At 68.2% G+C, this 21,942-nt stretch carries 16 protein-coding genes; 8 read left to right on the forward strand and 8 right to left on the reverse strand.

The window, feature by feature from the left end; all coding sequences use genetic code 11:
- Positions 1 to 71: 71 nt before the first annotated feature.
- Together ASD28_RS17290 and ASD28_RS17295 are read right to left on the reverse strand one after the other, a co-directional pair.
- On the reverse strand, positions 72 to 671 hold the full coding sequence (locus ASD28_RS17290; protein ID WP_056130553.1) for a response regulator transcription factor: 600 nt from the start codon (positions 669 to 671) through the stop codon (positions 72 to 74).
- On the reverse strand, positions 668 to 2,776 hold the full coding sequence (locus ASD28_RS17295; RefSeq protein ID WP_056130556.1) for an ATP-binding protein: 2,109 nt from the start codon (positions 2,774 to 2,776) through the stop codon (positions 668 to 670). The genes ASD28_RS17290 and ASD28_RS17295 overlap by 4 nt, the downstream gene beginning before the upstream one ends.
- A gap of 134 nt (positions 2,777 to 2,910) precedes the next feature.
- Here ASD28_RS17295 and ASD28_RS17300 point away from each other — a divergent pair, with 134 nt between their 5' ends.
- The 4 genes from ASD28_RS17300 (at position 2,911) to ASD28_RS17315 (ending at position 7,608) form a co-directional block, all read left to right on the forward strand.
- On the forward strand, positions 2,911 to 4,263 hold the full coding sequence (locus ASD28_RS17300; RefSeq protein ID WP_056130559.1) for an MFS transporter: 1,353 nt from the start codon (positions 2,911 to 2,913) through the stop codon (positions 4,261 to 4,263).
- 151 nt (positions 4,264 to 4,414) lie between these two features.
- On the forward strand, positions 4,415 to 6,283 hold the full coding sequence (locus tag ASD28_RS17305; RefSeq protein ID WP_056130562.1) for a glucokinase: 1,869 nt from the start codon (positions 4,415 to 4,417) through the stop codon (positions 6,281 to 6,283).
- Between the two features lie 67 nt (positions 6,284 to 6,350).
- On the forward strand, positions 6,351 to 7,172 hold the full coding sequence (locus ASD28_RS17310; RefSeq protein ID WP_082577216.1) for a DMT family transporter: 822 nt from the start codon (positions 6,351 to 6,353) through the stop codon (positions 7,170 to 7,172).
- A gap of 109 nt (positions 7,173 to 7,281) precedes the next feature.
- Positions 7,282 to 7,608, forward strand: coding sequence for a YciI family protein (locus ASD28_RS17315; protein WP_056130569.1), 327 nt, complete (start codon positions 7,282 to 7,284; stop codon positions 7,606 to 7,608).
- A gap of 62 nt (positions 7,609 to 7,670) precedes the next feature.
- On the opposite strand, the gene fabF is transcribed toward ASD28_RS17315, so the two are convergent.
- Positions 7,671 to 8,948: a beta-ketoacyl-ACP synthase II gene (fabF, locus tag ASD28_RS17320; RefSeq protein WP_056130572.1), complete on the reverse strand. Its 1,278-nt coding sequence runs from the start codon at positions 8,946 to 8,948 to the stop codon at positions 7,671 to 7,673.
- A gap of 128 nt (positions 8,949 to 9,076) precedes the next feature.
- On the opposite strand from fabF, the gene ASD28_RS17325 reads away from it, so the two are divergent.
- A complete protein-coding gene (locus tag ASD28_RS17325; RefSeq protein WP_229412033.1) occupies positions 9,077 to 10,087 on the forward strand; it encodes an AraC family transcriptional regulator in 1,011 nt (336 codons plus the stop codon).
- On the opposite strand, the gene ASD28_RS17330 is transcribed toward ASD28_RS17325, so the two are convergent.
- From ASD28_RS17330 to ASD28_RS17340, 3 genes are all read right to left on the reverse strand, one after another.
- Positions 10,075 to 11,565, reverse strand: a complete 1,491-nt coding sequence (locus ASD28_RS17330; protein ID WP_056130578.1) for a pectinesterase family protein — start codon at positions 11,563 to 11,565, stop codon at positions 10,075 to 10,077. The genes ASD28_RS17325 and ASD28_RS17330 overlap by 13 nt on opposite strands.
- Before the next feature lie 84 nt (positions 11,566 to 11,649).
- Positions 11,650 to 12,672, reverse strand: coding sequence for an NAD(P)-dependent alcohol dehydrogenase (locus ASD28_RS17335; RefSeq protein WP_056130579.1), 1,023 nt, complete (start codon positions 12,670 to 12,672; stop codon positions 11,650 to 11,652).
- A gap of 63 nt (positions 12,673 to 12,735) precedes the next feature.
- Positions 12,736 to 15,450 (reverse strand): alpha-1,6-glucosidase domain-containing protein, encoded by a 2,715-nt coding sequence (locus ASD28_RS17340; protein ID WP_056130582.1) that lies wholly within the window; start codon positions 15,448 to 15,450, stop codon positions 12,736 to 12,738.
- A gap of 199 nt (positions 15,451 to 15,649) precedes the next feature.
- Here ASD28_RS17340 and ASD28_RS17345 point away from each other — a divergent pair, with 199 nt between their 5' ends.
- Both ASD28_RS17345 and glk read left to right on the forward strand, forming a co-directional pair.
- Positions 15,650 to 17,278, forward strand: coding sequence for an alpha-amylase family glycosyl hydrolase (locus ASD28_RS17345; RefSeq protein ID WP_056130584.1), 1,629 nt, complete (start codon positions 15,650 to 15,652; stop codon positions 17,276 to 17,278).
- Positions 17,278 to 19,140 (forward strand): glucokinase, encoded by a 1,863-nt coding sequence (gene glk, locus ASD28_RS17350; RefSeq protein WP_056130588.1) that lies wholly within the window; start codon positions 17,278 to 17,280, stop codon positions 19,138 to 19,140. Before ASD28_RS17345 ends, glk begins: the two co-directional genes overlap by 1 nt.
- Positions 19,141 to 19,245: 105 nt before the next feature.
- On the opposite strand, the gene ASD28_RS17355 is transcribed toward glk, so the two are convergent.
- The gene (locus ASD28_RS17355; protein WP_229412083.1) at positions 19,246 to 20,457 is read right to left on the reverse strand and encodes an MFS transporter; all 1,212 of its coding nucleotides are present in this window, start codon (positions 20,455 to 20,457) and stop codon (positions 19,246 to 19,248) included.
- A gap of 88 nt (positions 20,458 to 20,545) precedes the next feature.
- On the opposite strand from ASD28_RS17355, the gene ASD28_RS17360 reads away from it, so the two are divergent.
- Positions 20,546 to 21,340: a helix-turn-helix domain-containing protein gene (locus ASD28_RS17360; protein ID WP_056130593.1), complete on the forward strand. Its 795-nt coding sequence runs from the start codon at positions 20,546 to 20,548 to the stop codon at positions 21,338 to 21,340.
- Between the two features lie 131 nt (positions 21,341 to 21,471).
- Here the strand turns inward: ASD28_RS17360 and ASD28_RS17365 are convergent, their stop codons facing one another.
- The gene (locus ASD28_RS17365; protein ID WP_056130595.1) at positions 21,472 to 21,921 is read right to left on the reverse strand and encodes a hypothetical protein; all 450 of its coding nucleotides are present in this window, start codon (positions 21,919 to 21,921) and stop codon (positions 21,472 to 21,474) included.
- Positions 21,922 to 21,942 lie beyond the last annotated feature (21 nt).

The raw sequence follows: 21,942 nt of genomic DNA on the forward strand, positions 1-21,942 counted from the left end.
AGGCGTGCCCACGCGTGACGCGTGCGTGTCGCCGGCGCCACGCGTGGGCGGAGGGCCACCCACCCTACGAGTCATCCCAGCCACGGATGGGCGGCCAGCCACCGCCCGAGTTCATTATCGTTCGCGCACTGCAGCTTGCTGAAGATGTTCGCCCGGTGCGTCTCCACCGACCGCGGCCCGCATGGCGGCACGAGCAGCCGCGCGATCTCCTTGTTCGGCTGGCCGAGCCCCACGAGCCGCGCGACTTCCCGTTCGCGCGGCGTCAGCTCGGCCCAGAGACGCAGCGCGTTCGCCCGTGCGCGCGCCTCGGCGATGGCGGCCGGCAGCTTGTCGAGCAGGTGCTGCGTGTCCGGCTTTTCCACCCAGTCCCACGCGCCCTGGCGCACGGATTCCAGCGCGGTCGGGATGTCGCCGTGGCCGGACAGGAACAGCGTGACGAGCGGGCTGTGCGCCGCGCGCAGGCGGTCGAACACGGCCAGGCCGCTCATGCCGCCCAGGCGCAGGTCGAGGATCAGGCAGCCCGGCTGGCGCATGTCGACGGCGTCCAGGAACGCTTCTCCCGATTCGAACGCCTGCACGGCGAGTCCCTGCGAGAACAGCAGTAACAGCAGGGAGCGGCGCAGGGCTTCGTCGTCGTCGACGACGTAGAGCATGAGCGGGATGTCTTTCATGGCGCGATCGGAAGCGTGAAGGAAAAGGCGGCCCCGCCGGCGGCCGGGTTCTCGACGGTCATGCAACCGCCGTGGGCCTCGACGATGGTGCGGCAGATGTTCAGGCCCAGGCCCAGGCCGTCGGGGCGGGTGGTGAAGAACGGCGCGAAGATCTGGTCCAGCTGCTCGGGCGGAATGCCGGGGCCTTCGTCGCGGACGGTCACGCACACGCCCTGGTCCACGCGCCGGCTCGCGACGTCGATGCGTCCGCGCGGGCGATCCTGCATGGCGTGCATCGCGTTGTGGATCAGGTTCACGAGCACCTGTTCGAGCAGGACGCGGTCACCGCGCACGAGCGTGCCGGCGGCGTCCAACGACAGTTGCAGCGCGATCCCGGCCTGCTGCAATTCCGGCTTGAGCAACGCTGCCGCGTGCGCGATAACGCCATCGACCGCAAGGTTTTCGTAATGCCCCCGCTTGGGATTGATGAACGCGCGCACCCGCTTGACGATTTCGCTGGCGCGCTTGCTCTGTTCGACGATCTCGTCGAGCGCGCCGGCCAGCATGTCGGGCGGCGCGGACTGCGCGGCGAGGGCGCGCGCCGCGACGGCGAAGTTCGACAGCGCCATCAGCGGCTGATTCAATTCGTGCGCGAGCGTGGACGCCATCTCGCCCACGCTCGCGAGGCGCGCGCTGCGCTGCAGGCGGACTTCCTGGTCGCGCTGGCGGGCCTCGGCCTGCTTCTGCGCCGTGATGTCGACGACGGAGCTCATCCAGCCGCGGTGCACGCCCTGCGCGTCCACGAGCGGCGCCGTGTAGACCATCGTGATCACGTCGTGGCCGTCCTTGTGGCGGATGCGCGATTCGAAGCCGTGCGGCGCGGCGCGGCCCTGCAACACGTCGGCGCTTTCGCGCTCGTGTTTTTCCTGGTCGTCCGGATGCCAGTAGGGATACGGCGGCCGCCGGCCCAGCAGTTCATCCGCGCTGTAGCCGACCATCGCGCACAGGGCCGGGTTGACGTAGATGATGGTGCCCTCCGGGTCGCGCGCGCGCATGCCCACGAGGAGCGAGTCCTCCATCGCCTTGCGGAACGCGTGCGCTTCTTCCAGGTCGCGGGTGCGCTCCTCGACCCGGCGTTCCAGTTCGATGCGGGCCGAGCGCTGCTCGCGGAAGCGCTTTTCGCGCAGGCGCCAGTACAGCACGCCGAGCAGCAGCAGCGCGACGGCCAGCGCGGCCAGCATCAGCGCCAGCTGGCGCGCCTGCACGACTTCCTTCATGTCCGTCGTGACGGTCAGCGTCCAGCCCAGCTCCGGCAGCGGCGTGTCCAGCGCGAGCAGGTCGTGGCGGCGTCCGCCCACGCTCGTGTGCAGGACGAAGCCGGGAGACGCCCCGCGCGACTCCGTCTGCCACGGCAGCACGTAGAAGCGTTCGCGGTTGCCGTACTGGCGGTGCTCGGCGATCCAGTGGAGGTCGGCCGCGGATACGGGCCGGATCGCGTGGAACAGCCAGTCCGGCACGGCGGAGAGAAAAACGATGCCGCGGCTGTCGCGCAGCACGACCGGATCGGCGCCGCGCATCCACGCGGCCTGCAATGGCTCCAGGCTGATCTTCACGACGACGACGCCGAGGATGGTGTCGCCCGCCCGCACGGGCTCCGCGATGAACAGCCCGGACTGGCCGGTCGTGAGGCCGAGGCCATAGAAGATGCCGCGGCGGCCCTGCACGGCATCCTCGAAGTAAGGACGCTGGCGGTAGGACTGGCCGACGAAGCTGGACGGCAGGTTCCAGTTGCTGGCGGCGAGCGTGAGGCCGGCGCGGTCGACGAGGAACAGCGCGGCGGCGCCCGTCGTCGCCTGCAGGTCGGCGAAATAATCGTTGACGCGCGCCTGCAGCGCCCCGTCGCGCGGGGTGCGCAGCAGGTCTTGCACGTCCGGGTGGCGGGCCGCCGCGTGCGGCAGGAAGTCGTGTTTCTCGACGAGGCCGCGCAGCCCCAGCACGTGCGCGGCCGCGGCCTGGCGCAGGCCTTCCGTCTTGGTCTGCAGCTCGTGGCGCTCGGCCCAGTTCCCCGACGCCGCGATGACGGCGAGCGCACCGGCGCCGATGAGGAGATTGAGCAGTTTGGGCATGACGCCAACGATAGCAGTTGCGCGGCCCGAAGAAAACCGCCTCCGTAGTTTTACGGAGAAGGGCGCGCCGGAAGTTGCGGATGTGCGCGCGGCCCGCGGCTGGGATAGTGGGCATACCAAAAGAGGAGACATCCATGAACACCATCACATCCAAGGCCGGCGCCCAGGCGGCCGCCGGCGCCGGCGAACGCATTTCCGGCGCGCGCCTGAAGGCCATCTTCATCGGCTCGGCCGGCAACCTCGTCGAGTGGTTCGATTTCTACTGCTACTCGGCCTTCGCGCTGTACTTCGCGAGCTCGTTCTTCCCCAAGCAGGACCCGACGGCGCAGATGATGTCCACGGCGGGCATCTTCGCGCTCGGCTTCTTCGTGCGCCCGATCGGCGGCATCCTGTTCGGCCACATCGGCGACCGCCTGGGCCGCAAGACGGCGCTGATGACGTCCGTGCTGCTGATGTGCTTCGGCTCCCTCCTGATCGCCTGCGCGCCGACGTATGCCGCGGCCGGCATCCTGTCGCCGTGCATCCTGCTGCTGGCGCGCCTGCTGCAGGGCCTGAGCCTCGGCGGCGAATACGGCGCCAGCGCGACGTACCTGTCGGAGATGGCGGACTCGAAGCACCGCGGCTTCTACAGCAGCTTCCAGTACGTGACGCTGATCGGCGGCCAGCTGCTGGCGCTGATCCTGCTGCTCGTGCTGCAGAACTTCCTGCTCGACGCCGAGCAGCTGCGTGCCTGGGGCTGGCGCATCCCGTTCTTCACCGGCGCCTGCCTCGCGCTGCTGGCGCTTCGCATGCGTCACAACCTTCCGGAGACCGGATCGTTCGAAGCCGCGCGTAAGGAAGCGAAAAAAAGCGCCAAGCCGATGGGCGGCATGAAGCAGCTGGCCCAGCACCCGCGCGAAGTGATGCTGGTGGTCGGGCTGACGATGGGCGGCACGCTCGCGTTCTACGTCTACACGACCTATATGCAGAAATTCCTGCGCCTGTCCGTCGGCCTGACCGACTCGCAGACGACCGCCGTCTCGGCCGCGTCGCTGCTGTTCGCGATGTGCCTGCAGCCCCTGTACGGCGCGCTGTCGGACCGCATCGGCCGCAAGCCGCTGCTCATCGGCTTCGCGCTGCTCGGCACCCTGTTCACCGTGCCGCTGTTGACCGGCATCCGCCACGCCAGCGGTCCGTGGCAGGCGTTCGGCCTGATCGCCTGCGCCTGGATGATCGTGTCCGGCTACACGTCGATCAACGCGCTGGTAAAAGCCGAGCTGTTCCCGGCCTCGATCCGCGCTACCGGCGTCGGCGTGCCGTATGCGTTCGCCGTCTCCGTGTTCGGCGGCACGGCCGAGTACCTGGCGCTGTGGTTCAAATCCATCAGCCTGGAAAGCGGCTTTTACTGGTACACGACGGCCGTCATCGCCTGCACCCTGGTCGTCTGCTGGTTCATGCGCGATACCGGCGCGCTGTCGAAGATCGACGCGGAAGCGCGCGGCCAATAAGCGCCGGCGTTGTCGATGTGGAAAGAGCGGTCCTGCGGGGCCGCTTATTTCGTTGTAACCATCCGAATCGGGTCATAATCGCTTTTTGGTGCATTTCAATCAATGGTATCCTACGCGCAATAGAGGAGACCTTCGCGAGAAGAGCAACACCATGACGCTTGAGCCCGACACCGAACAGAAGCACACCCGCGCCGCGTATTCCGACGGTCCGCGCCTGTTGGCCGACATCGGCGCGACCCATGGGCGCTTTGCCCTGGAGATCGCGCCGGGCGTGCTGCGCAACGTGGCCGTGCTGCTGTGCGACGACTATCCGGGCATCGTCCCGCTGCTGAACGCCTACCTGGCCCAGACCCAGGCCCAGAGCGGCCATATCCGCATCACCCACGCGGCGTTCGCGCTCGCGAACCCGATCAGCGGCGACTTCATCCGCATGACCAACCGCGACTGGCAGTTCTCGACGGAAGAGGTGCGCCGCACGCTCGGCCTGACGACGCTGCTGATCGTGAACGACTTCACGGCGCTGGCGATGGCGCTGCCGGGCTTCAAGCCGGAAGACCTGCTGCAGATCGGCGGCGGCAAGCCGATCGCGAATGCGGTGGCCGGCGTGCTCGGCCCGGGCACCGGCCTGGGCGTGTCGGGCGTGATCCCGACCGTGGACGGCTTCGTCACCCTCGGCAGCGAGGGCGGCCACGTCAACTTCGCCCCGGCCGACGAGCGCGAATTCGCGATCCTGCAATACGCCTGGCGCGAATGGCAGCACGTGTCGAACGAGCGCCTGATCTCCGGCCCCGGCATGGAAATCATTTATCGCGCGCTCGCGCTGCGCAACGGCGTGGAAGCGCCACAACGTGATGCGGCCGCGATCATGGCCGCGGCGCTGGACCAGAGGGATCCGCTGTGCCTGGAAGTGCTGGAATGCTTCGCCGGCATGCTGGGCGGCGCGGCCGCGAACCTGGCCGTCACGCTCGGCGCGTTCGGCGGCATCTTCATCGGCGGCGGCATCGTGCCGCGCATGGCCGAGTGGTTCAAGACGTCGCCGTTCCGCACGCGCTTCGAAGCGAAGGGGCGCTTCTCCAGCTACCTCGCGCAGATCCCGACGTACGTGATCATGATGCCGACGCCCGCGCTGTACGGCGTGTCGAGCATCCTGTCGGAGCACCTGCGCAACCGCAGCGGCGCGAACACGCTGATGGAACGCGTGCAGCACCTGCAGGCGGAATTGTCGCCGGCCGAGCAGCGCGTGGCGCAGCTCGTGATCGAGCATCCGCGCAAGGTCCTGTCCGAGCCGATCGCCGAGATCGCGAAGCTGGCCGACGTCAGCCAGCCGACCGTGATCCGCTTTTGCCGGTCGCTGGGCTTCGCGGGCCTCGCCGACTTCAAGCTGAAGTTCGCGGGCAGCCTGACGGGCACGATCCCCGTGCGCCACAGCCAGGTGCGCATGACCGACAGCACGCACGACCTGTCGGCGAAAGTCATCGACAACACGGTGTCCGCGATCCTGAAATTCCGCGACCAGCTGGACGTGAACTCGATCGACCGCGCCATCGACATTTTGCGCCGCGCCAAGCGCGTGGAGTTCTACGCGATGGGCAATTCGCGCGTGGTGGCGCTGGACGGCCAGCACAAATTCTTCCGCTTCCGCATCCCGACGTCGTCGTACGGCGATTCGCATTTGTTCGCGCTGGCGGCCGAGCTGCTGGGACCGGGAGACGTGGTCGTCGCGATCTCGACGACGGGCCAGCTGCCGGAACTGCTGGACGCCGTCGACGTCGCGCGTGCCGCCGGTGCCGACGTCATCGCCATCACGAGCAGCAAGTCCCAGCTGGCGCGCAAGGCGAGCGTGTGCCTCGCCGTCGACCACAGCGAGGACAGCACGACGTTCCTGTCGATGATCTCGCGCATCCTGCAACTGCTCCTCATCGACATCATGGCCGTCGGCATCTCGCTCGGCCCGGCCGGTGAGGCGGCGGAGGGCGACAGCGAACGCCGCCGCCTGCTCATTTCCCACCTCGACATCTGACTTGGACCGTCCTGGCGCGCGCAGACCGAAGGAACCGGCGGCCACGATCGCCCTGACGGCGCTGGCCATGGCCGCGTTCGCGGCGAATTCGCTGCTGTGCCGCGTCGCCCTGCGCGACACGCACATCGATCCCGCGACCTTCGGCGCGATCCGCGTGACGTCCGGCGCGCTCGTGCTGGCGCTCGCGATGCGCGTGCGTGCGCATGCCGCTGCGAAGCCGGACTGGCGCGCCGCCGCCATGCTGTTCGCCTACGTGGCCGCGTTCTCGTTCGCCTATCTCACCTTGCCGGCGGGGACCGGCGCGCTGATCCTGTTCGGCGCCGTCCAGCTGACCATGTTCGCCGTGGGCCTCGCGGGCGGCGAACGGTTCGCGCCGCGCGGCTGGGCGGGCCTCGCGCTCGCGCTGGCCGGCTTCATCGTGCTCGTGCTGCCCGGCGTGGCCGCGCCGCCGCTGATGGGCGCCGCGCTGATGGCCGTCGCGGGCATCGCGTGGGGCGCGTATTCGCTGCGCGGACGCGGCGTGCCCGACCCGCTCGCGGCCACGGCATCGAACTTCCTGCGCGCCACGCCGCTGGCGTTGGCGCTTGGCCTGATGTGCGCGGCCCGCGCGCATGCGGATACGGCCGGGGTGCTGCTTGCCATCGCGTCCGGTGCGCTCACGTCGGGGCTCGGCTACGTGATCTGGTATGCGGCGCTGCGCGGGCTGTCGGCGCTGCAGGCCGCGAGCGTGCAACTGTCCGTGCCCGTGATCGCGGCCGTCGGCGGGACGTTGTGGCTCGATGAAGCGTTCACGACGCGGCTGATGGTGGCCGTCGTTGCGATCCTGGGCGGGATCGCGCTCGTGCTGACGGATCGGGCGCGCAAGCGGGGGCAAGGCGAACAGCGATGACTATGTCGTCGGGAACGCATACGCGCGTTTTCGATCGCACTGTTGCCGATGTTTTTGCCTGGCCGCAGAATGGCCATGTCTTGACGGCGGTGCAAACACAGGAGGAATCATGCCAAGATTCGTAACGATCGGTTATGGCGACCGTGCCGGCTACGACCGGACCAGTCCCGACATACGCAACGCGGCCCACGCCCATGACGCGGAGCTGAAGCGCCGCGGCGCCTTGATCGGCATCGCGGGCGCTCCCGTCCAGGTCCGCAATCCGGATGCCCGTGGCATCGAAACCGAGCACGCGCCTTTCATGTCGGCACCGTTGCCGATCGCCGGATTCGCGATCATCGAAGCGGCGGACATGGCGGAGGCAATCCAGCTGATATCGACATCTCCTTGTGCGGTGGCGCATGGGACGGTGGAAGTCTGGCCATTGGAAGAGTGACGATGACCCGCGCGGATTGCCTGGCGCCGGCGGAGGCGCCTCCACTCCGGTACGCGTAACAGTCAAGCCGGTGTCATGCGCCGGAACAGCAGGCTCGCATTGACGCCGCCAAATCCGAACCCGTTCGAGATCGCATACTCCGTCGCGATCGGGCGCGCCGCGCCGGCGACGATGTCGACGCCTTCCGCCGCCGCATCCGGCTGCACGACGTTGCGGGTCGGCGGCGCCACCTGGTCGCGCAGCGCGAGTACGGTGAAGATGGCTTCCACGCCGCCGGCCGCGCCGAGCAAATGGCCCGTCGCGGACTTGGTGGCCGAGACGGCGGGGCCCTGGCCCGCGCCGAAGATGGCCTTGATGGCGGCGAGTTCGCTGGCGTCGCCCACCGGCGTCGACGTCGCGTGGGCGTTCAGGTGCCCGATCCGTTCCGGCGCCACGCCCGCCTGCCGGATCGCGAGCGCCATCGCGCGCCGTCCGCCGTCGCCGTCTTCGGGCGGCGACGTCATGTGGTAAGCATCCGCGCTCGTGCCGTAGCCGACCAGTTCCGCGATCGGCACGGCGCCGCGGCGCAGCGCGTGCTCCAGGTCTTCGATGACGAGGATGCCGGCGCCTTCGCCCATCACGAAGCCATCGCGTGCCGCGTCGAACGGACGGGATGCCTGCGCGGGGTCGTCGTTGAAGCTCGTGGACATCGTCCGCGCGGCGGCGAAGGCGCCGAAGCTGACCCGGTCGATGCACGCCTCGGCGCCGCCGCACACGGCGACGTCGGCCTCGCCGGCGCGGATCATGCGCGCGGCATCGCCGATGGCCTGGGCGCTCGCGGCGCATGCCGTCACGGGCGCGCCCAGCGGGCCGCGCAAACCGTGGCGGATGGAGATGTGCCCGGCCGCCATATTGGCCAGGAAGCTCGGCACGGTGAATGGCGACAGCCGCCGCGGCCCGCGGCCATCCGTCGTGCGGACGGCTTCCACGACGGCGCCGAAGCCGCCGATGCCGGACGCCACGATGGTGGCCGTCCGTTCGCGTTCGTCGTCGGTCTGCGGCTGCCAGCCGGCCTGCCGCAAGGCTTCCTGCGCGGCGGCGAGGGCGAACATGCTGAAGCGGTCCATCTTTTTCTGGTCCTTCGGTTCCACGACGCGGTCGGGATCGAAACCCCACGGGCGGTCTTCCGCCAACGCGGGCACGACGCCTGCGACCTTCGCCGCGATCCCTTCCGTGATCTCCTCGGACAGGCCGACCAGGCCGGACTCGCCGCTCAACAGGCGCGCCCACGCGGCCTCGACCCCACAGCCCAACGGCGACACCAGGCCCATGCCGGTCACGACGATACGTTTCGCAGTCATTCCATGCTCCCCAACGGTTTGCAAAATGCGCCATGCGGCGCGGGATTCAAGTGCCAGTATAGGGACGTTGTGCACGAAAAGTTGGTGCATCGCGCCAATCAGTATGCAAAACGCGCCATAATCACGGCATGATCACCCTCTCTGCCCACTTCCTGCACGGGATGCTGCACGCCATCCGCACCCGGCATGGCGACGGCGTCGCGGCGCAAGCGCTCGCCAGCGCCGCCATTCCGCCGTCGCTGCTCGACCAGCCCGACGCGCGGCTCACGCGCCAGCAATACGTCGCGCTGTACCGGACGATCGCGGCGACGCTCGACGACGAGATGCTGGGCCTGTGGTCGCGGCCGATCCGGGGCGGCACGCTGAAATACCTGATGCTCAGCCTCCTGGATGCGCCGACGGTGCTGGTCGCGCTGAATCGCCTCGTGCGCTTCTGGAACCTGCTGCTGGACGATTACCGGCTGCAGATCTCGACGAAGAACGACCTGGTGCGCCTGGCGCTGGTGGAGCGGGCGCCGGGGACGCCCGTCACGCCGCTGGCCCACGAGTTGATGATGAAGCTGATCCACGGGATCGCATCGTGGCTGCTCGGCCGGGAGCTCGGCCTGCACCGCGTCGAATTCCGCTTCTCTCACCCGCGGCACGCGGAAGACCATGCGTTCCTGTTCCCCGGCGAGGTCCGCTTCGACGCGGACGTGACGGGCATTTATTTTTCATACGCCGATTGCGCCGAACAGTTCAGGCGCGAAAAGCACGAGCTGTGGGCGTTCCTGAAACGCGCGCCGGAAGACTGGACGTTCAGCGCGGGCCAGCGCGGCACCCCGATGGCCAGGACGCGCGCGTATCTCGAGGAGCACATCGCGCAGCCGGTGACGATCCAGGATCTGGCGCAGGCGCTGCACGTCTCCGTGCGCACGCTCAACCGGCGCTTCGCGGAAGAGGGCACGCGCTTCCAGCTGGTGAAGGACGGCCTGCGGCGCGACATCGCCGTCCACCGGCTGGCGAATTCGAACACGGGCGTGGCGGCGCTGGCGTTCGACCTGGGTTTCGCCGACGCCACCGGTTTTTGCCGCGCCTTCAAGCAGTGGACGGGCAGCAGTCCGACCGATTATCGCAAGGGAAGCCGTCAGGGCGAGTGAGGCGTCCAGCCGCCCAGCACCCAGGCCGGATCGCGGTAGTGCGCGATCGTGTCCGCGTCGCGATCCTTGTCGAGCTGGCGCGATGCCGGATGCCGCTTGCTGACATCCACCGGCCTGCCGTCCGCAGCGCGGCTGTTGAATTCCCGGAACCGTACGTGCGCCGCATCGCCGTCGACGGGGCCCCAGCCTTCCGGCGCGATGCCGATCAGGGTCGCATCCAGCAGCACCGCTTCCGCATACGGATAGTTGCGGCCCTTGTTGTCGGGCAGGCGCGCCAGGACAGTCTCGCCGCCGGTCGCACGGAACGTGCAGCGGTCGAACACGTTGCCGTGATTCGCCTGCGTATTCCGGATCCACATGAACGCGCCGCGCGATGCGATCTCGCAGTGGCGGAAGTACGCCGGACCGCGGCCGAGGATCGTGTCGCCGGTGCCCGTCAGGCGGAGGTTCTCGAAGTACGCGCTGCCGTTCGTCTGCAGCGCGTCGCCCGCACCTTCGATCGTGACGTTCTTCACGATCGTGCGCTCGCCGTTGAGCAGCAGGCCTTCCGCCTGGCCGTTCGCCGTCGTCGCGATGGTCAGATTTTCCAGCACCATGCCGTGCACGTGGTCGAGCGCGAACGCCGCGCGCCGCGACGGGAAGCTGCCCGGCAACTCGTTCGTGCCGACGTTCGGCGGATGCGGATTGAACACCTCGTTGTTCGCGTAATGGATGCGCACGCCGTCGCGGCTCTCGCCTTGTATGGTGACGTCGTGCTTGTTGCGGGCGTAGACGATTTCCTCGTAGTCCCCGTTCTTCACGAAGATCGTGACGCGGCCGGCGTGCCGGTCCGGTACCCAGTCGAGCGCGCCCTGCACGGTGTCGAAATCGCCGCTGCCGTCCGCCGCCACGGTCACGCGGCGCGCATCCGCGGCCGGCGCACGGGCCTTCGTCGTGAAGCGCCAGTCGTTGACGCCCTTGAAGCTGCCGTCGGCGACCGTCAGCACGCCCGGGTCGATCCGCACGTAATACGATTTCCCGTAGCGGAGCAGGTCGTGGTGCGGGTAAATCGTGGCCGCGTTGCCGTGCACGATCACGGGGTGGAAATGAAAACCGTCCGTGAAGCCGCCGATGATCGTCAGCTGGTAGTGGCCGGCGGCAGGCTGGACGCCCGGTGCGGACGGCGTGCCCGGCGTCGTATCCGCATTGGTGCGGCGCGGTCCGCCGTAGTCGTACGGCGTGGCGAGGTAGGGCGGATACGGACCGGGCGCGCGTTCGGTGGGACCGGCGGGGATGCCCAGGTCCAGTTCGTCCACGAGCTTGTCGTCGGCCGCGTCGTAGATGCGGATCCTGCCGGCGTGGCCGATCGTCGGCGGGCTGGCGAAGCGAAGCACCAGGTGGGTGTCCGGATTGACGCCGGTGGCGCCGTTCGGTGGAAACGGGGTGGCGGCACCGGCCGGGGTGCAGAGGGCGAGGACGGCGAGGAACGCGAGCTTCATGGTCTCCGTGGTGGGCAGCCTGTCGTCGGTCCATTGTAGTGCGGCTGGACCAATGTTGCAATCGGTCCAGCCGCACTGTCCCCGTCAGGCGAAATCCGCATCCAGCACGATCCGGTAGCTCGCCTTGCCCGCGCGCAGATGATCCATCGCGTCGTTCACGCGGCTCATCGGGAAGTGCTCGACCTTCGGCGCCACGTGGTGGTGGGTCGCGAAGCGCAGCATCGTGTCGATCTGGGCGCGGCTGCCCGTCGGCGATGCGGAGATCGCGCGCTGGCCCATGATCAGGCTCATGACCTGCACCGGCACGGGCTGCAGCACGGCGCCGAGGAAGTGCAGGCGGCCGCCGGGCGCGAGCAGGGCGATGACGGCATCCCAGTCGAGCGGCGCATTGGCCGTGATGAAGATGAAATCGAAACTGCCGGCCAGCCGCCGCATGTCGGCGTCGGAGCGGCTCGATGCCGTGTGGTGGGCGCCGAAGCTCAGCGCTTCCTGCACCTTGCCGGGCGAGGACGTGAATGCCGTCACGTCGCAGCCCCAGGCCCTGGTGAACATCAGCGCCATGTGACCCAGGCCCCCGATGCCGAATACCGCCACGCGCGCTGTCGGCGGCACGTGCAGTTGCAGCAGCGGCGCGAACACGGTGATGCCGCCGCACAGCAGCGGGCCGGCGTTCTGCGCCGCCAGTGCGCCGGGAATCGGAATGCTCCAGATCCAGTGGGCGCGCACGCGGTCGGCAAAGGCGCCGTGGTGGCCGACGATGGTCGCCTGCACGCTGGCGCACAAATGAAAATCGCCGCGGATGCAGGCCGCGCAGTGCTGGCAGCTGCGCACGTTCCAGCCCACGCCCACGCGCTGGCCGATGGTGAGGCCCTTGGTCGCGGCGATGGCGCCGAGCGCGGCCACGCGGCCGATGGCTTCGTGGCCGGGCACGAACGGGTACGCCGTGATGCCCCATTCGTTGTCCAGCATGGAGAGGTCGGAATGGCAGACGCCGCAATGGTCGATCTCGACTTCCACGTCTTCCGGTCCCAGCGGGCCCGGGTCATACGCGAACGGTGCCAAAGGGCCGCCGGCGGACTGGGCGGCCCATGCGCGAATATTGCTCATGCCAGTTCTCCCGTCTTGTGGACGGAAAATACTAGCACCGGGCGCGCGCCGGGCGCGCGCCGTTCAATCTTCGACGAACACGACGGCCGTGCGCGGCGGGATCGAGAACGCGCCCGTCGCGCCGTCGAACGTCGCCTGCGTGGCGCGCTTGTCCGCCACGTGTTCGGACAGGAACACGGGATGCAGGTGCAGGCGCTTGCCGGCGGCCTCCGGGTCCGTGACCGTGTGCCCGACCTTGTCCACGTTGATGAAGTAGGCGATGCCGGCGAACCCCGCGCCGGCCAGGCCGCGGCCGTCCAGGTGCGCGGCGACCACCGTCGGCACCTGGCTGCTTCCCGTGTTGAAGAAGCGCAGGCGCTGGCGGATGGCGGCCGCCGTCGGCAGGCGGAACAGCGTGGAGCTGGCGCGGATGGCGAGCAGGTCGCGGAATGCGTCGCGCGCGAACGCGATGTCGGCGGGGGCGGGCTTGATGGCGGCATCTGCCAGCAGGGGCTGCAGCAGCGGCCAGTCGCGGCCGTTGTCGTCCGCGGGCGGCAGGCCCGTACCGAAGTGATTGTCGCGGTACGTCCAGTCGATGCGGTTGAACCAGTCTCCCGAATTGAAGCTGTTGCGGTCCAGCGACTTCGAACGCAGCACGTCGATGCCCGCGTGGTAGTACGCGACGCCCTGCGCGAACGCGTCCACGGCCATGCCCAGCACCTGCACGCGTGCCCGATCCTGGGCCGTGGTGGACAGCGGCAGCTTGAACACGTCGATGTCGAACAGCGTCTGGTTGTCGTGGTTCTCGACGTAGTTCACGACCTCGCCCGGCTCGCTCGCATAGCCGGCCGGCTGGCCGTTGTAGTCGATGGATTCGAGCGGCACGGTCTTGTCGTCGGACGTGTGCAACGGATACGAGCGGATCGAGCCCGCGAGCCCCGCGCGCACCAGGTCCGCGGCTTTCAACAGGTCGGCGGCGGGGCGCGCGCCCGCATGCGCGTTCGGATCGTAGACGAGTCCATTGATCCAGCCCTGGCGGCTGAACATCGCCTCGCCCGAATCGCCCGCGGAACCGCCGCGCACGGCGTCGCGCAGGCGGTCGTTGAAGGTGCCGATGCCGCTGCCGTTCAGCGACAGCTGCGACGCCTGCACGAAGCGGGCGCCGTCCGCCACTTCGCCGAAGTTCCAGCCTTCGCCGATCAGCTGGACGTCGCGGCCAGCCACCGCATTCACTTTTCTCTGCAGGTCTTCCATCACGGCGCGCGGCTGGTGGCCCATCAGGTCGAAGCGGAACGAATCGATCCTGTATTCCTTCGCCCACAGCGCGACGGAATCGATCATCAGCTTGCCCATCATGCGGTGTTCCGTCGCCGTATTGTCGCAGCAGGTCGAACGCTCGATCGCGCCGCTCGCGTCCAGGCGGTGGTAGTAGCCGGGCACGACGCGGTCGAGGACGGACCTCTCGTTCTGTCCCGCGATGAACGTGTGGTTGTAGACGACGTCCATGCCGACGCGCAGGCCCGTCCTGTGCAGGCTTTGCACCATCTGGCGGAACTCGACGATGCGGCGCGCGCCGTCGGCCGGATCGGTGGCGTAGCTGCCTTCCGGCGCGTTGTAGTGGAACGGGTCGTAGCCCCAGTTGAAGCAGTCCGTCTCCGCCGTGCGTTTTACCAAAGCCTGCTGCGTGTCGCCGTCCGGCGTGCCGGTGGGTTGCGGCACGGCGCATGCCGTCTCGGGCACGCTGCCGATGTCGTACACGGGCAGCAGGTGGATGTCCGTCAGGCCGCTGCGCGCCAGTGCCGCGAGATGCTTCATGCCGTCCGAACCGGTATCGGTGAACGCGAGATATTTGCCGCGATGCGCGACCGGCACGCTGGCGTCGTCGCGCGAAAAGTCGCGCACGTGCAGTTCGTAGACGACCATGTCGGTCTGGTGCTTGACCGTCTGCGGCGCGGGTGTCGTATCCCAGCCCGCCGGCTTCAGGCGCGGCGCGTCGAGGCGTGCGATGTAGCTGCGCTTCGAATCCGTCGTCAGGCCGATCGAATACGGATCGGTGACGAGGTTGCGCACGATGCCCGCATCGACCGGCACGTCGACCGCGTACTTGTAGTACTTGCCGGTCAAATCGCCCGGCAGTGCGGCGCGCCACGCGCCCGTGCGGCGGTCGAAGTCCATCTGGTAGACCGCGCGCACGCCGCCCGTGCCGCCGCCGTAGACGCAGACGGCCGCCTGCTGCGCGGTCGGTGCCCACACCGTGAAGCGCGTGCGGCCGCTGCCCACGTCCACGCCCAGCGGCGGCAGGTCGGCGGCGGCCGCGTACACATCGTCCAGCGCGCCTGCGACCTGGACGCGCGTGGCGTCCAGCACGCGGCCCGCGGCATCCTCGCGCACGAGCACGAGTTGGCCGCGGTGCAGGTCGGGCAGCCTGGCCGCATCGGCGTCGCCCACGCGCAGCACCGGGCCCGGGGCCAGGTAGGTAAAACCTGGCGGCACGGGGCCGGAGAACAGGTCGAGACGGAGCGCGCCGTCCGCACCGGTCACCTGTTCGCCCTTCGGCGCCGCGATCGTGCCGCGCGCCGCGTGATACAGCTTGACGCTGCCGGCGGGCGCGCTGCCCGGCCACTGGATCGTCCTGCCGTCGAGCCAGACGGCGCGCGCGTCGTAATGCGCGGCGGCCGGATGCAGGACGGTCGCGAAGGTTTTGCTGTCGCAGGCGTCCGGGCCGATGGCGGCGTGGGCGCCGGTGACGGCCAGGCAGGAGAGCAGGGCGCCGGCGGCGCGGAGAGTCGTTCGGGTCATGGTCGGTGGTGTTCTGTTGACGCGACAGGTTAACACTTATTGATGTAGTTTGACTACCGATCGGAACGGTTCTGTTTTGTATAAAAAATCGTAAGTCAATGATTTAAATGGATATTTACGGTTTTATGCAATTTTGGCGCCGATTGTCATTGCGGATTTCATCCTGTATATTGCGTAAAAATCATTGGAGAGACACCGCATGACCACTTCCTCGCACGACAAGAATCCGTGGTGGCGCGAAGCCATCATCTACCAGGTCTACCCGCGCAGCTATCTCGACACGAATGGCGACGGGGTGGGCGACCTGCCGGGCATTACCGCCAAGCTGGATTACATCGCCAGCCTGGGCGTGGACATCGTCTGGCTGTCGCCATTCTTCAAGTCGCCGATGAAGGATTTCGGCTACGACATCGCGGACTACTGCGACGTCGACCCGCTGTTCGGCACCCTGGCCGATTTCGACGCGCTCGTCGCGAAGGCGCACAGCCTGGGCCTGAAGATCATGATCGACCAGGTGATGGCGCACACGGCCGAGAACCATCCGTGGTTCGTGGAGAGCCGCTCGAGCCGCGACAATCCGAAGGCCGACTGGTACGTGTGGTCCGATCCTCTCCCGGACGGCAACCCGCCCAACAACTGGCTGTCCGTGTTCGGCGGCCCGGCGTGGCAGTGGGACAGCCGCCGCAAGCAGTACTACATGCACAACTTCCTCGTGAACCAGCCGCAGGTGAATTTTCATCATCCGGCCGTGCAGCAGGCGCACCTGGATTCGCTGCGCTTCTGGCTCGAGCGCGGCGTCGACGGCGTGCGCATGGACGCCTGCAACTTCCACTTCCACGACCGCTCGCTCCAGAGCAATCCGCCGGCCCTCGTGCGCGACACGTCGACCGTCACGGACGTGAACCCGTACGGCATGCAGGCCCACATCCACGACAAGACCCAGCCCGAGAACATCGCGTTCCTGCAAAGGCTGCGCAAGCTGCTGGACGAATACGGCGCCGTCGCGATCGGCGAAGTGGGCGCGGACGATTCGCTGGCCGTCATGGCCGACTACACGTCGGGCGGCGACAAGCTGCACATGGCCTACAGCTTCAACCTGCTCACGCCCCAGTTCTCCAGCCGCCATATCCGCCGCCAGGTCGAGGAATTCAATGCGCGCGTGAAGGACGGCTGGGCCTCGTGGTCGGTCGGTAACCACGACAGTATTCGCGTCGCCACGCGCTGGTCCGCCGGCGAATGGACGCCGGCCTTGTCCAAGCTCGTGCTGGCATTGCAGCTGTCGCTGAAAGGCACGCCGTGCCTGTACCAGGGCGACGAGCTGGCGCTGCCGGAAGCGGACGTTCCCTATGAGCTGCTGCAGGACCCGTACGGCATCACGTTCTGGCCGGAGTTCAAGGGCCGCGACGGCTGCCGCACGCCGATGCCCTGGACGCGCGCAACGCCGAACGCCGGCTTCACCACCGGCAAACCGTGGCTGCCGGTGCCGCCGGAGCACGTGTGCCTGGCCGAGGAAGGCCAGGACAAGGACCCGCAATCGACGCTGAACTTCGCGCGCAACATCATCCAATGGCGCCGCGGCCTGCCGCAGCTGACGCGCGGCGACATCGCGTTCTTCGACGTGCCGGAACAGGCGCTGGCGCTGCGCCGCGACGAGGCAGGCTTCCCGTCGGTGCTGGCCGTATTCAACGTGACCAATGCGCCGCTGACGTTCGACTGGCCCGAAGCGGCGGGTGCGAAGAAGCTCGAAGGCCACGGCCTGTCCGGCGACGTGAACGGCACGACCGTCACGCTGCCCCCGTACGGCGGCTGGTTCGGTACAATCGCATAATGGAAGAGCAACCAGACAATACGCGCACCGCGTTCGCCGACGGCCCGCGCCTGTTGGCCGACATCGGCGCGACGCACGCGCGCTTCGCGCTGCAGACCGCACCCGGCACCTATCGCTCGGTGCGCGTGCTGAAGTGCGACGACTACTCGGGCATTGTCCCGATGCTGCGTTTCTACCTCGCCGAACACGCGGACACGCGCCTGCACCACGGCGCGCTCGCGCTCGCGAACCCTGTCGACGGCGACTATGTGCGCATGACGAACCGGCCGTGGGAATTCTCCACGGACGCCGTGCGGCGCGAGCTTGGGCTGGACACCCTATTGATCGTGAACGACTTCACGGCGCTGGCGATGGCGATCCCGGGCCTGAAGGAATCGGACCTGATGCAGGTCGGTCCCGGCAAACCCGTGCCGGGCGCCGTGCTGGGCGTGCTCGGACCGGGCACGGGCCTGGGTGTCTCCGGCGGCATTCCGACCGTCGACGGCTTCGTCACCCTCGGCAGCGAAGGCGGCCACGTCAACTTCGCACCGAGCGACGAGCGCGAGTTCGCGATCCTGCAGACCGCGTGGCGCGAATGGAGCCACGTGTCGAACGAGCGCCTGATCTCCGGCCCCGGCATGGAGATCATCCATCGCGCGCTCGCCGAGCGTAACAAGGTGGATGCGCCCGCGCGCACGTCCGCCGAGATCATCACCGGTGCGCTCGACGACCACGATGCGTTGTGCCTGGAAGTGCTCGAATGCTTCTGCGGCATGCTGGGCGGCGCCGCGGCGAACCTGGCGGTGACGCTGGGTGCGTTCGGCGGCATCTTCATCGGCGGCGGCATCGTGCCGCGCCTGGGCGAGTGGTTCAGGACGTCGCCGTTCCGCACGCGCTTCGAAGCGAAGGGCCGTTTTTCCAGCTACCTGTCCGACATCCCGACGTACGTGATCTCGACGCCGCACGTGGCGTTCGACGGTGTCGCGAACATCCTGTCGGAACACCTGCGCGGCCGCAGCGGCGGCAACACGCTGATGGACCGCATCCACAAGCTGCGCCCGGAACTGACGCCGGCCGAGCAGCGCGTGGCGGCCCTCGTGCTGGAACAGCCGCGCCTCGTGCTGAACGAACCGATCGCCGGCATCGCGAAGCTGGCGGACGTGAGCCAGCCGACGGTGATCCGCTTCTGCCGCTCGCTCGGTTTCCTCGGCCTCGCCGATTTCAAGCTGAAGTTCGCGAGCAGCCTGACGGGATCGATCCCCGTGCGCCACAGTCAGGTGCGCGGCAGCGACAGCACGCACGACCTGTCGGCGAAGGTCATCGACAACACGATCTCGGCGATCCTGCAGTTCCGCGACCAGCTGGACGTGCGCGCCATCGACCGCGCGATCGAACTGGTGAGCCGCGCGAAACGGGTGGAGTTCTACGCGATGGGGAATTCGCGCGTGGTGGCGCTGGACGGCCAGCACAAGTTCTTCCGCTTCCGCATCCCGACGGCGCTGTACGGCGACTCGCATTTGTTCAAGCTGGCGGCCGAGCTGCTGGGACCGGGCGACGTCGTCGTCGCGATCTCGAACTCGGGCCGCCTGCCGGACCTGCTGTCGGCCGTGGATGCGGCGCGCGCGGCCGGTGCCGACGTCATCGCGATCTGCAACAGCCAGTCGCCGCTCGCGCGCCGCGCGGACGTGCTGCTGGCCGTGGATCACGCGGAGGACAGCACGCACTTCCTCGCGATGATTTCGCGGATCCTGCAGCTGCTCCTCATCGACATCATGGCCGTTGGCATCTCCGTCGACGTGCATCATGCGCGGGCGCTGCCGCCGGCGGCGGTGGAGGGGGAGGGCGAGGGCCGCAGGGCGCTCATCTCGCACCTCGACAGCTAGCTGTGAAACCGTCGTTCCCGCGCAGGCGGGAACCCAATTTGCACGCATCGCGATAACGCATGCAGAACTTGGGCCCCCGCCTGCGCGGGGGCGACGGTCTTAAGGCTATCTGCGCGCTTCGATCTTCGGCAAAAACGCCGCCAGAATCCCCAGCAACGGCAGGAACGACGCCAGCCGATACACCGTCTCGATCCCGGACACGTCCGCGAGATGCCCCATGGCCGCGGCACCGATGCCGCTGACGCCGAACATCAATCCGAAGAAGATCCCCGCGATCATGCCGACCTTGCCCGGCACGAGCTCCTGCGCGAACACGACGATCGCGGAGAACGCGGACGACATCACCAGCCCGATCACCACGGACAGCACGCCGGTCCAGAACAGGTCCGCATACGGCAGCGCCAGCGTGAACGGCGCGGCACCGAGGATCGACACCCAGATCACGCGCTTGCGGCCGATGCGGTCGCCGATCGGGCCGCCCGCGAACGTGCCGGCCGCCACGGCCGCGAGGAACACGAACAGGTACAGCTGCGCGGTGCCGACGGGGACGTGAAATTTCTCGATCAGGTAGAACGTGTAATAGCTCGACAGGCTCGCCATGTAGACGTATTTCGAGAACACGAGCATGGCCAGCACGGCCAGCGCGCGGATGACGGTCGCACGCGGCAGCGCCGGCCCTGCGTGCGCGGCGGCCTTGCGCGTGATCGTCTTCAGGTGGCTGCCATACCAGCGCGAGACGCCCACGAGAACGATCACCGCGACGAGGATGAACAGCATGAACCACGCGATGCGGCCCTGGCCGCGGCCCACGATGATGGCGGCCGCCAGCAGCGGGCCGAATGCCGACCCGAGGTTGCCGCCGACCTGGAACAGCGACTGCGCGAAGCCGAAGCGTCCGCCGGACGCGAGCCGCGCCACGCGCGACGCTTCCGGGTGGAAGGTGGACGAGCCGATGCCGATCATGCCCGCGGCCAGCAGCAACATCGGAAACGTGCCGGCGACGGCCAGCAGTGCGACGCCGGCCAGCGTCACGCACATCCCGGCCGGCAGCAGGAACGGGATCGGGCGCTTGTCGGTGTACAGGCCGATCCACGGCTGCAGCAGCGACGCGGTGCACTGGAACGTCAGCGTGATCAGGCCGACCTGCGTGAAGCTGAGCGCGAACTGTTCTTTCAATAGCGGGTAGATCGACGGCAGCACGGCCTGCACGCAATCGTTCAGCAGGTGCACGAAGGCGACGGAAAACAGGATCTGGAGCACGGTCCCGGGCGCGGCGCTGGCCGGCCCGGTCGCCGTGACGGAAGGCGAGGTGGGCATGGTCATGGTGGTTTTTCCGATGAATGGCGGTCCAGTGTAATATCGGTAATTCAAGCGCATATTCCATTTTTCGTCGCGTAAGTGACATATGACGATCGCCCCGTCTCCCCGCTACCGCCAGAAATTCCGCAAGCTGCCGCGCAGCGTGACGGCCGTGCCGTCCGAAGTGCAGCACGGCGAACTCGTCGAAGCCCACAGCCACCCGTGGGTGCAGCTGCTGTATGCCAGCGAAGGCGTGATGCGGGTGCGCACGGCGCTGGGCGTGTGGATCATCCCGCCGCGCCGCGCACTCCTCATCGCGCCCGGCATCGTGCACGAGCTGACGATGCTCAGCCGCGTCAATATGCGGACGCTGTACATCGAGAAGGCGGCGGCGGGCCGTCTCGTCGACGGGTGCAAGGTGCTGGAAGTGAGTCCGCTGCTGCGCGAGCTGATCCTGGCGCTGTCGGCGGAGCCCGTCGACTATCCGCCCGGCGGGCGCGGCGAGGCGCTGGCGCGGCTGATCCTGTCGGAACTGGAGGCCATGGAGACGGTGCCGATCGCCGTCCCGTGGCCGCGCGACCGCCGGTTGCAGGCCCTGTGCACGGACATCATGGCGCATCCCGCCAGCCAGCGCCGGCTCGACGACTATGCGCTCGACGCGGGCGCCAGCGCGCGCACGCTGATCCGGCTGTTTCCCCGCGAGACGGGTCTGCACTACCGCCAGTGGGTGCAGCAGGTGCACCTGGCGCACGCATTCGAGATGCTGGCGCGCGGCGAGAGCGTGGGCAGGATCGCGGAGGCACTGGGCTATGCGAGCCCGAGCGCGTTCACGAGCATGTTCCGCAAGCTGCTCGGCAAGACGCCGCAGCATTACCTGGCGGAGTGGCGGGCGCGGGTGTGAATCGATGAAGGGGAGGCGCCGCCGACCGGGGGAGGAGTGGCGCCACCGTCCGCGCGAACGGGCGGTGGCGCTGCACGGTCAGCGGCAGCGTCCACGATAGACGCGTCGAATGGGGGCTGGTTTGTGGCCGATCAACGCGACTTCAGTTCGACGTTGCGGATATTGCGCCGCCATTCGGCCAGCGATTGCACGGAATCATTGTCCAGGTCTTCGACGAGGATGTCGTCACCCTCGTACGACACGAGGAAGCTGGCGCGGCGGTGCACGTTCTGCTTGCGGTCTTCCACGAAGCTCAGCTGGTAATACTTTTTGCCTTCGATGACGCGCGGGGTCGGATCGTCCTCGATGACGGCACCGTGGGCCGCGCCATGCGAACGCTTTTCGATCTGCTCCGACCACGTCTTGAGTTCCGGCAGCGCCATCAGCGCGGCAATCGCCTGGTCGCGCGTGCGCGTGGGCACGGCCGGCGCCTGGACGGCGGCCGGCTTCGGCGGCGGCGCCGGTTTTTCGCCCTTGCAGGCGGCCAGCGCGGCCAGGGCGAAGAGGGTGGCGCTCAGCAGGCGGACGGGGCGTGCGGACATGTTGGCAAGTTGGAAGGGAAA

It is taken from the genome of Massilia sp. Root133, assembly GCF_001426525.1.
GTDB lineage: Bacteria > Pseudomonadota > Gammaproteobacteria > Burkholderiales > Burkholderiaceae_D > Telluria > Telluria orientalis.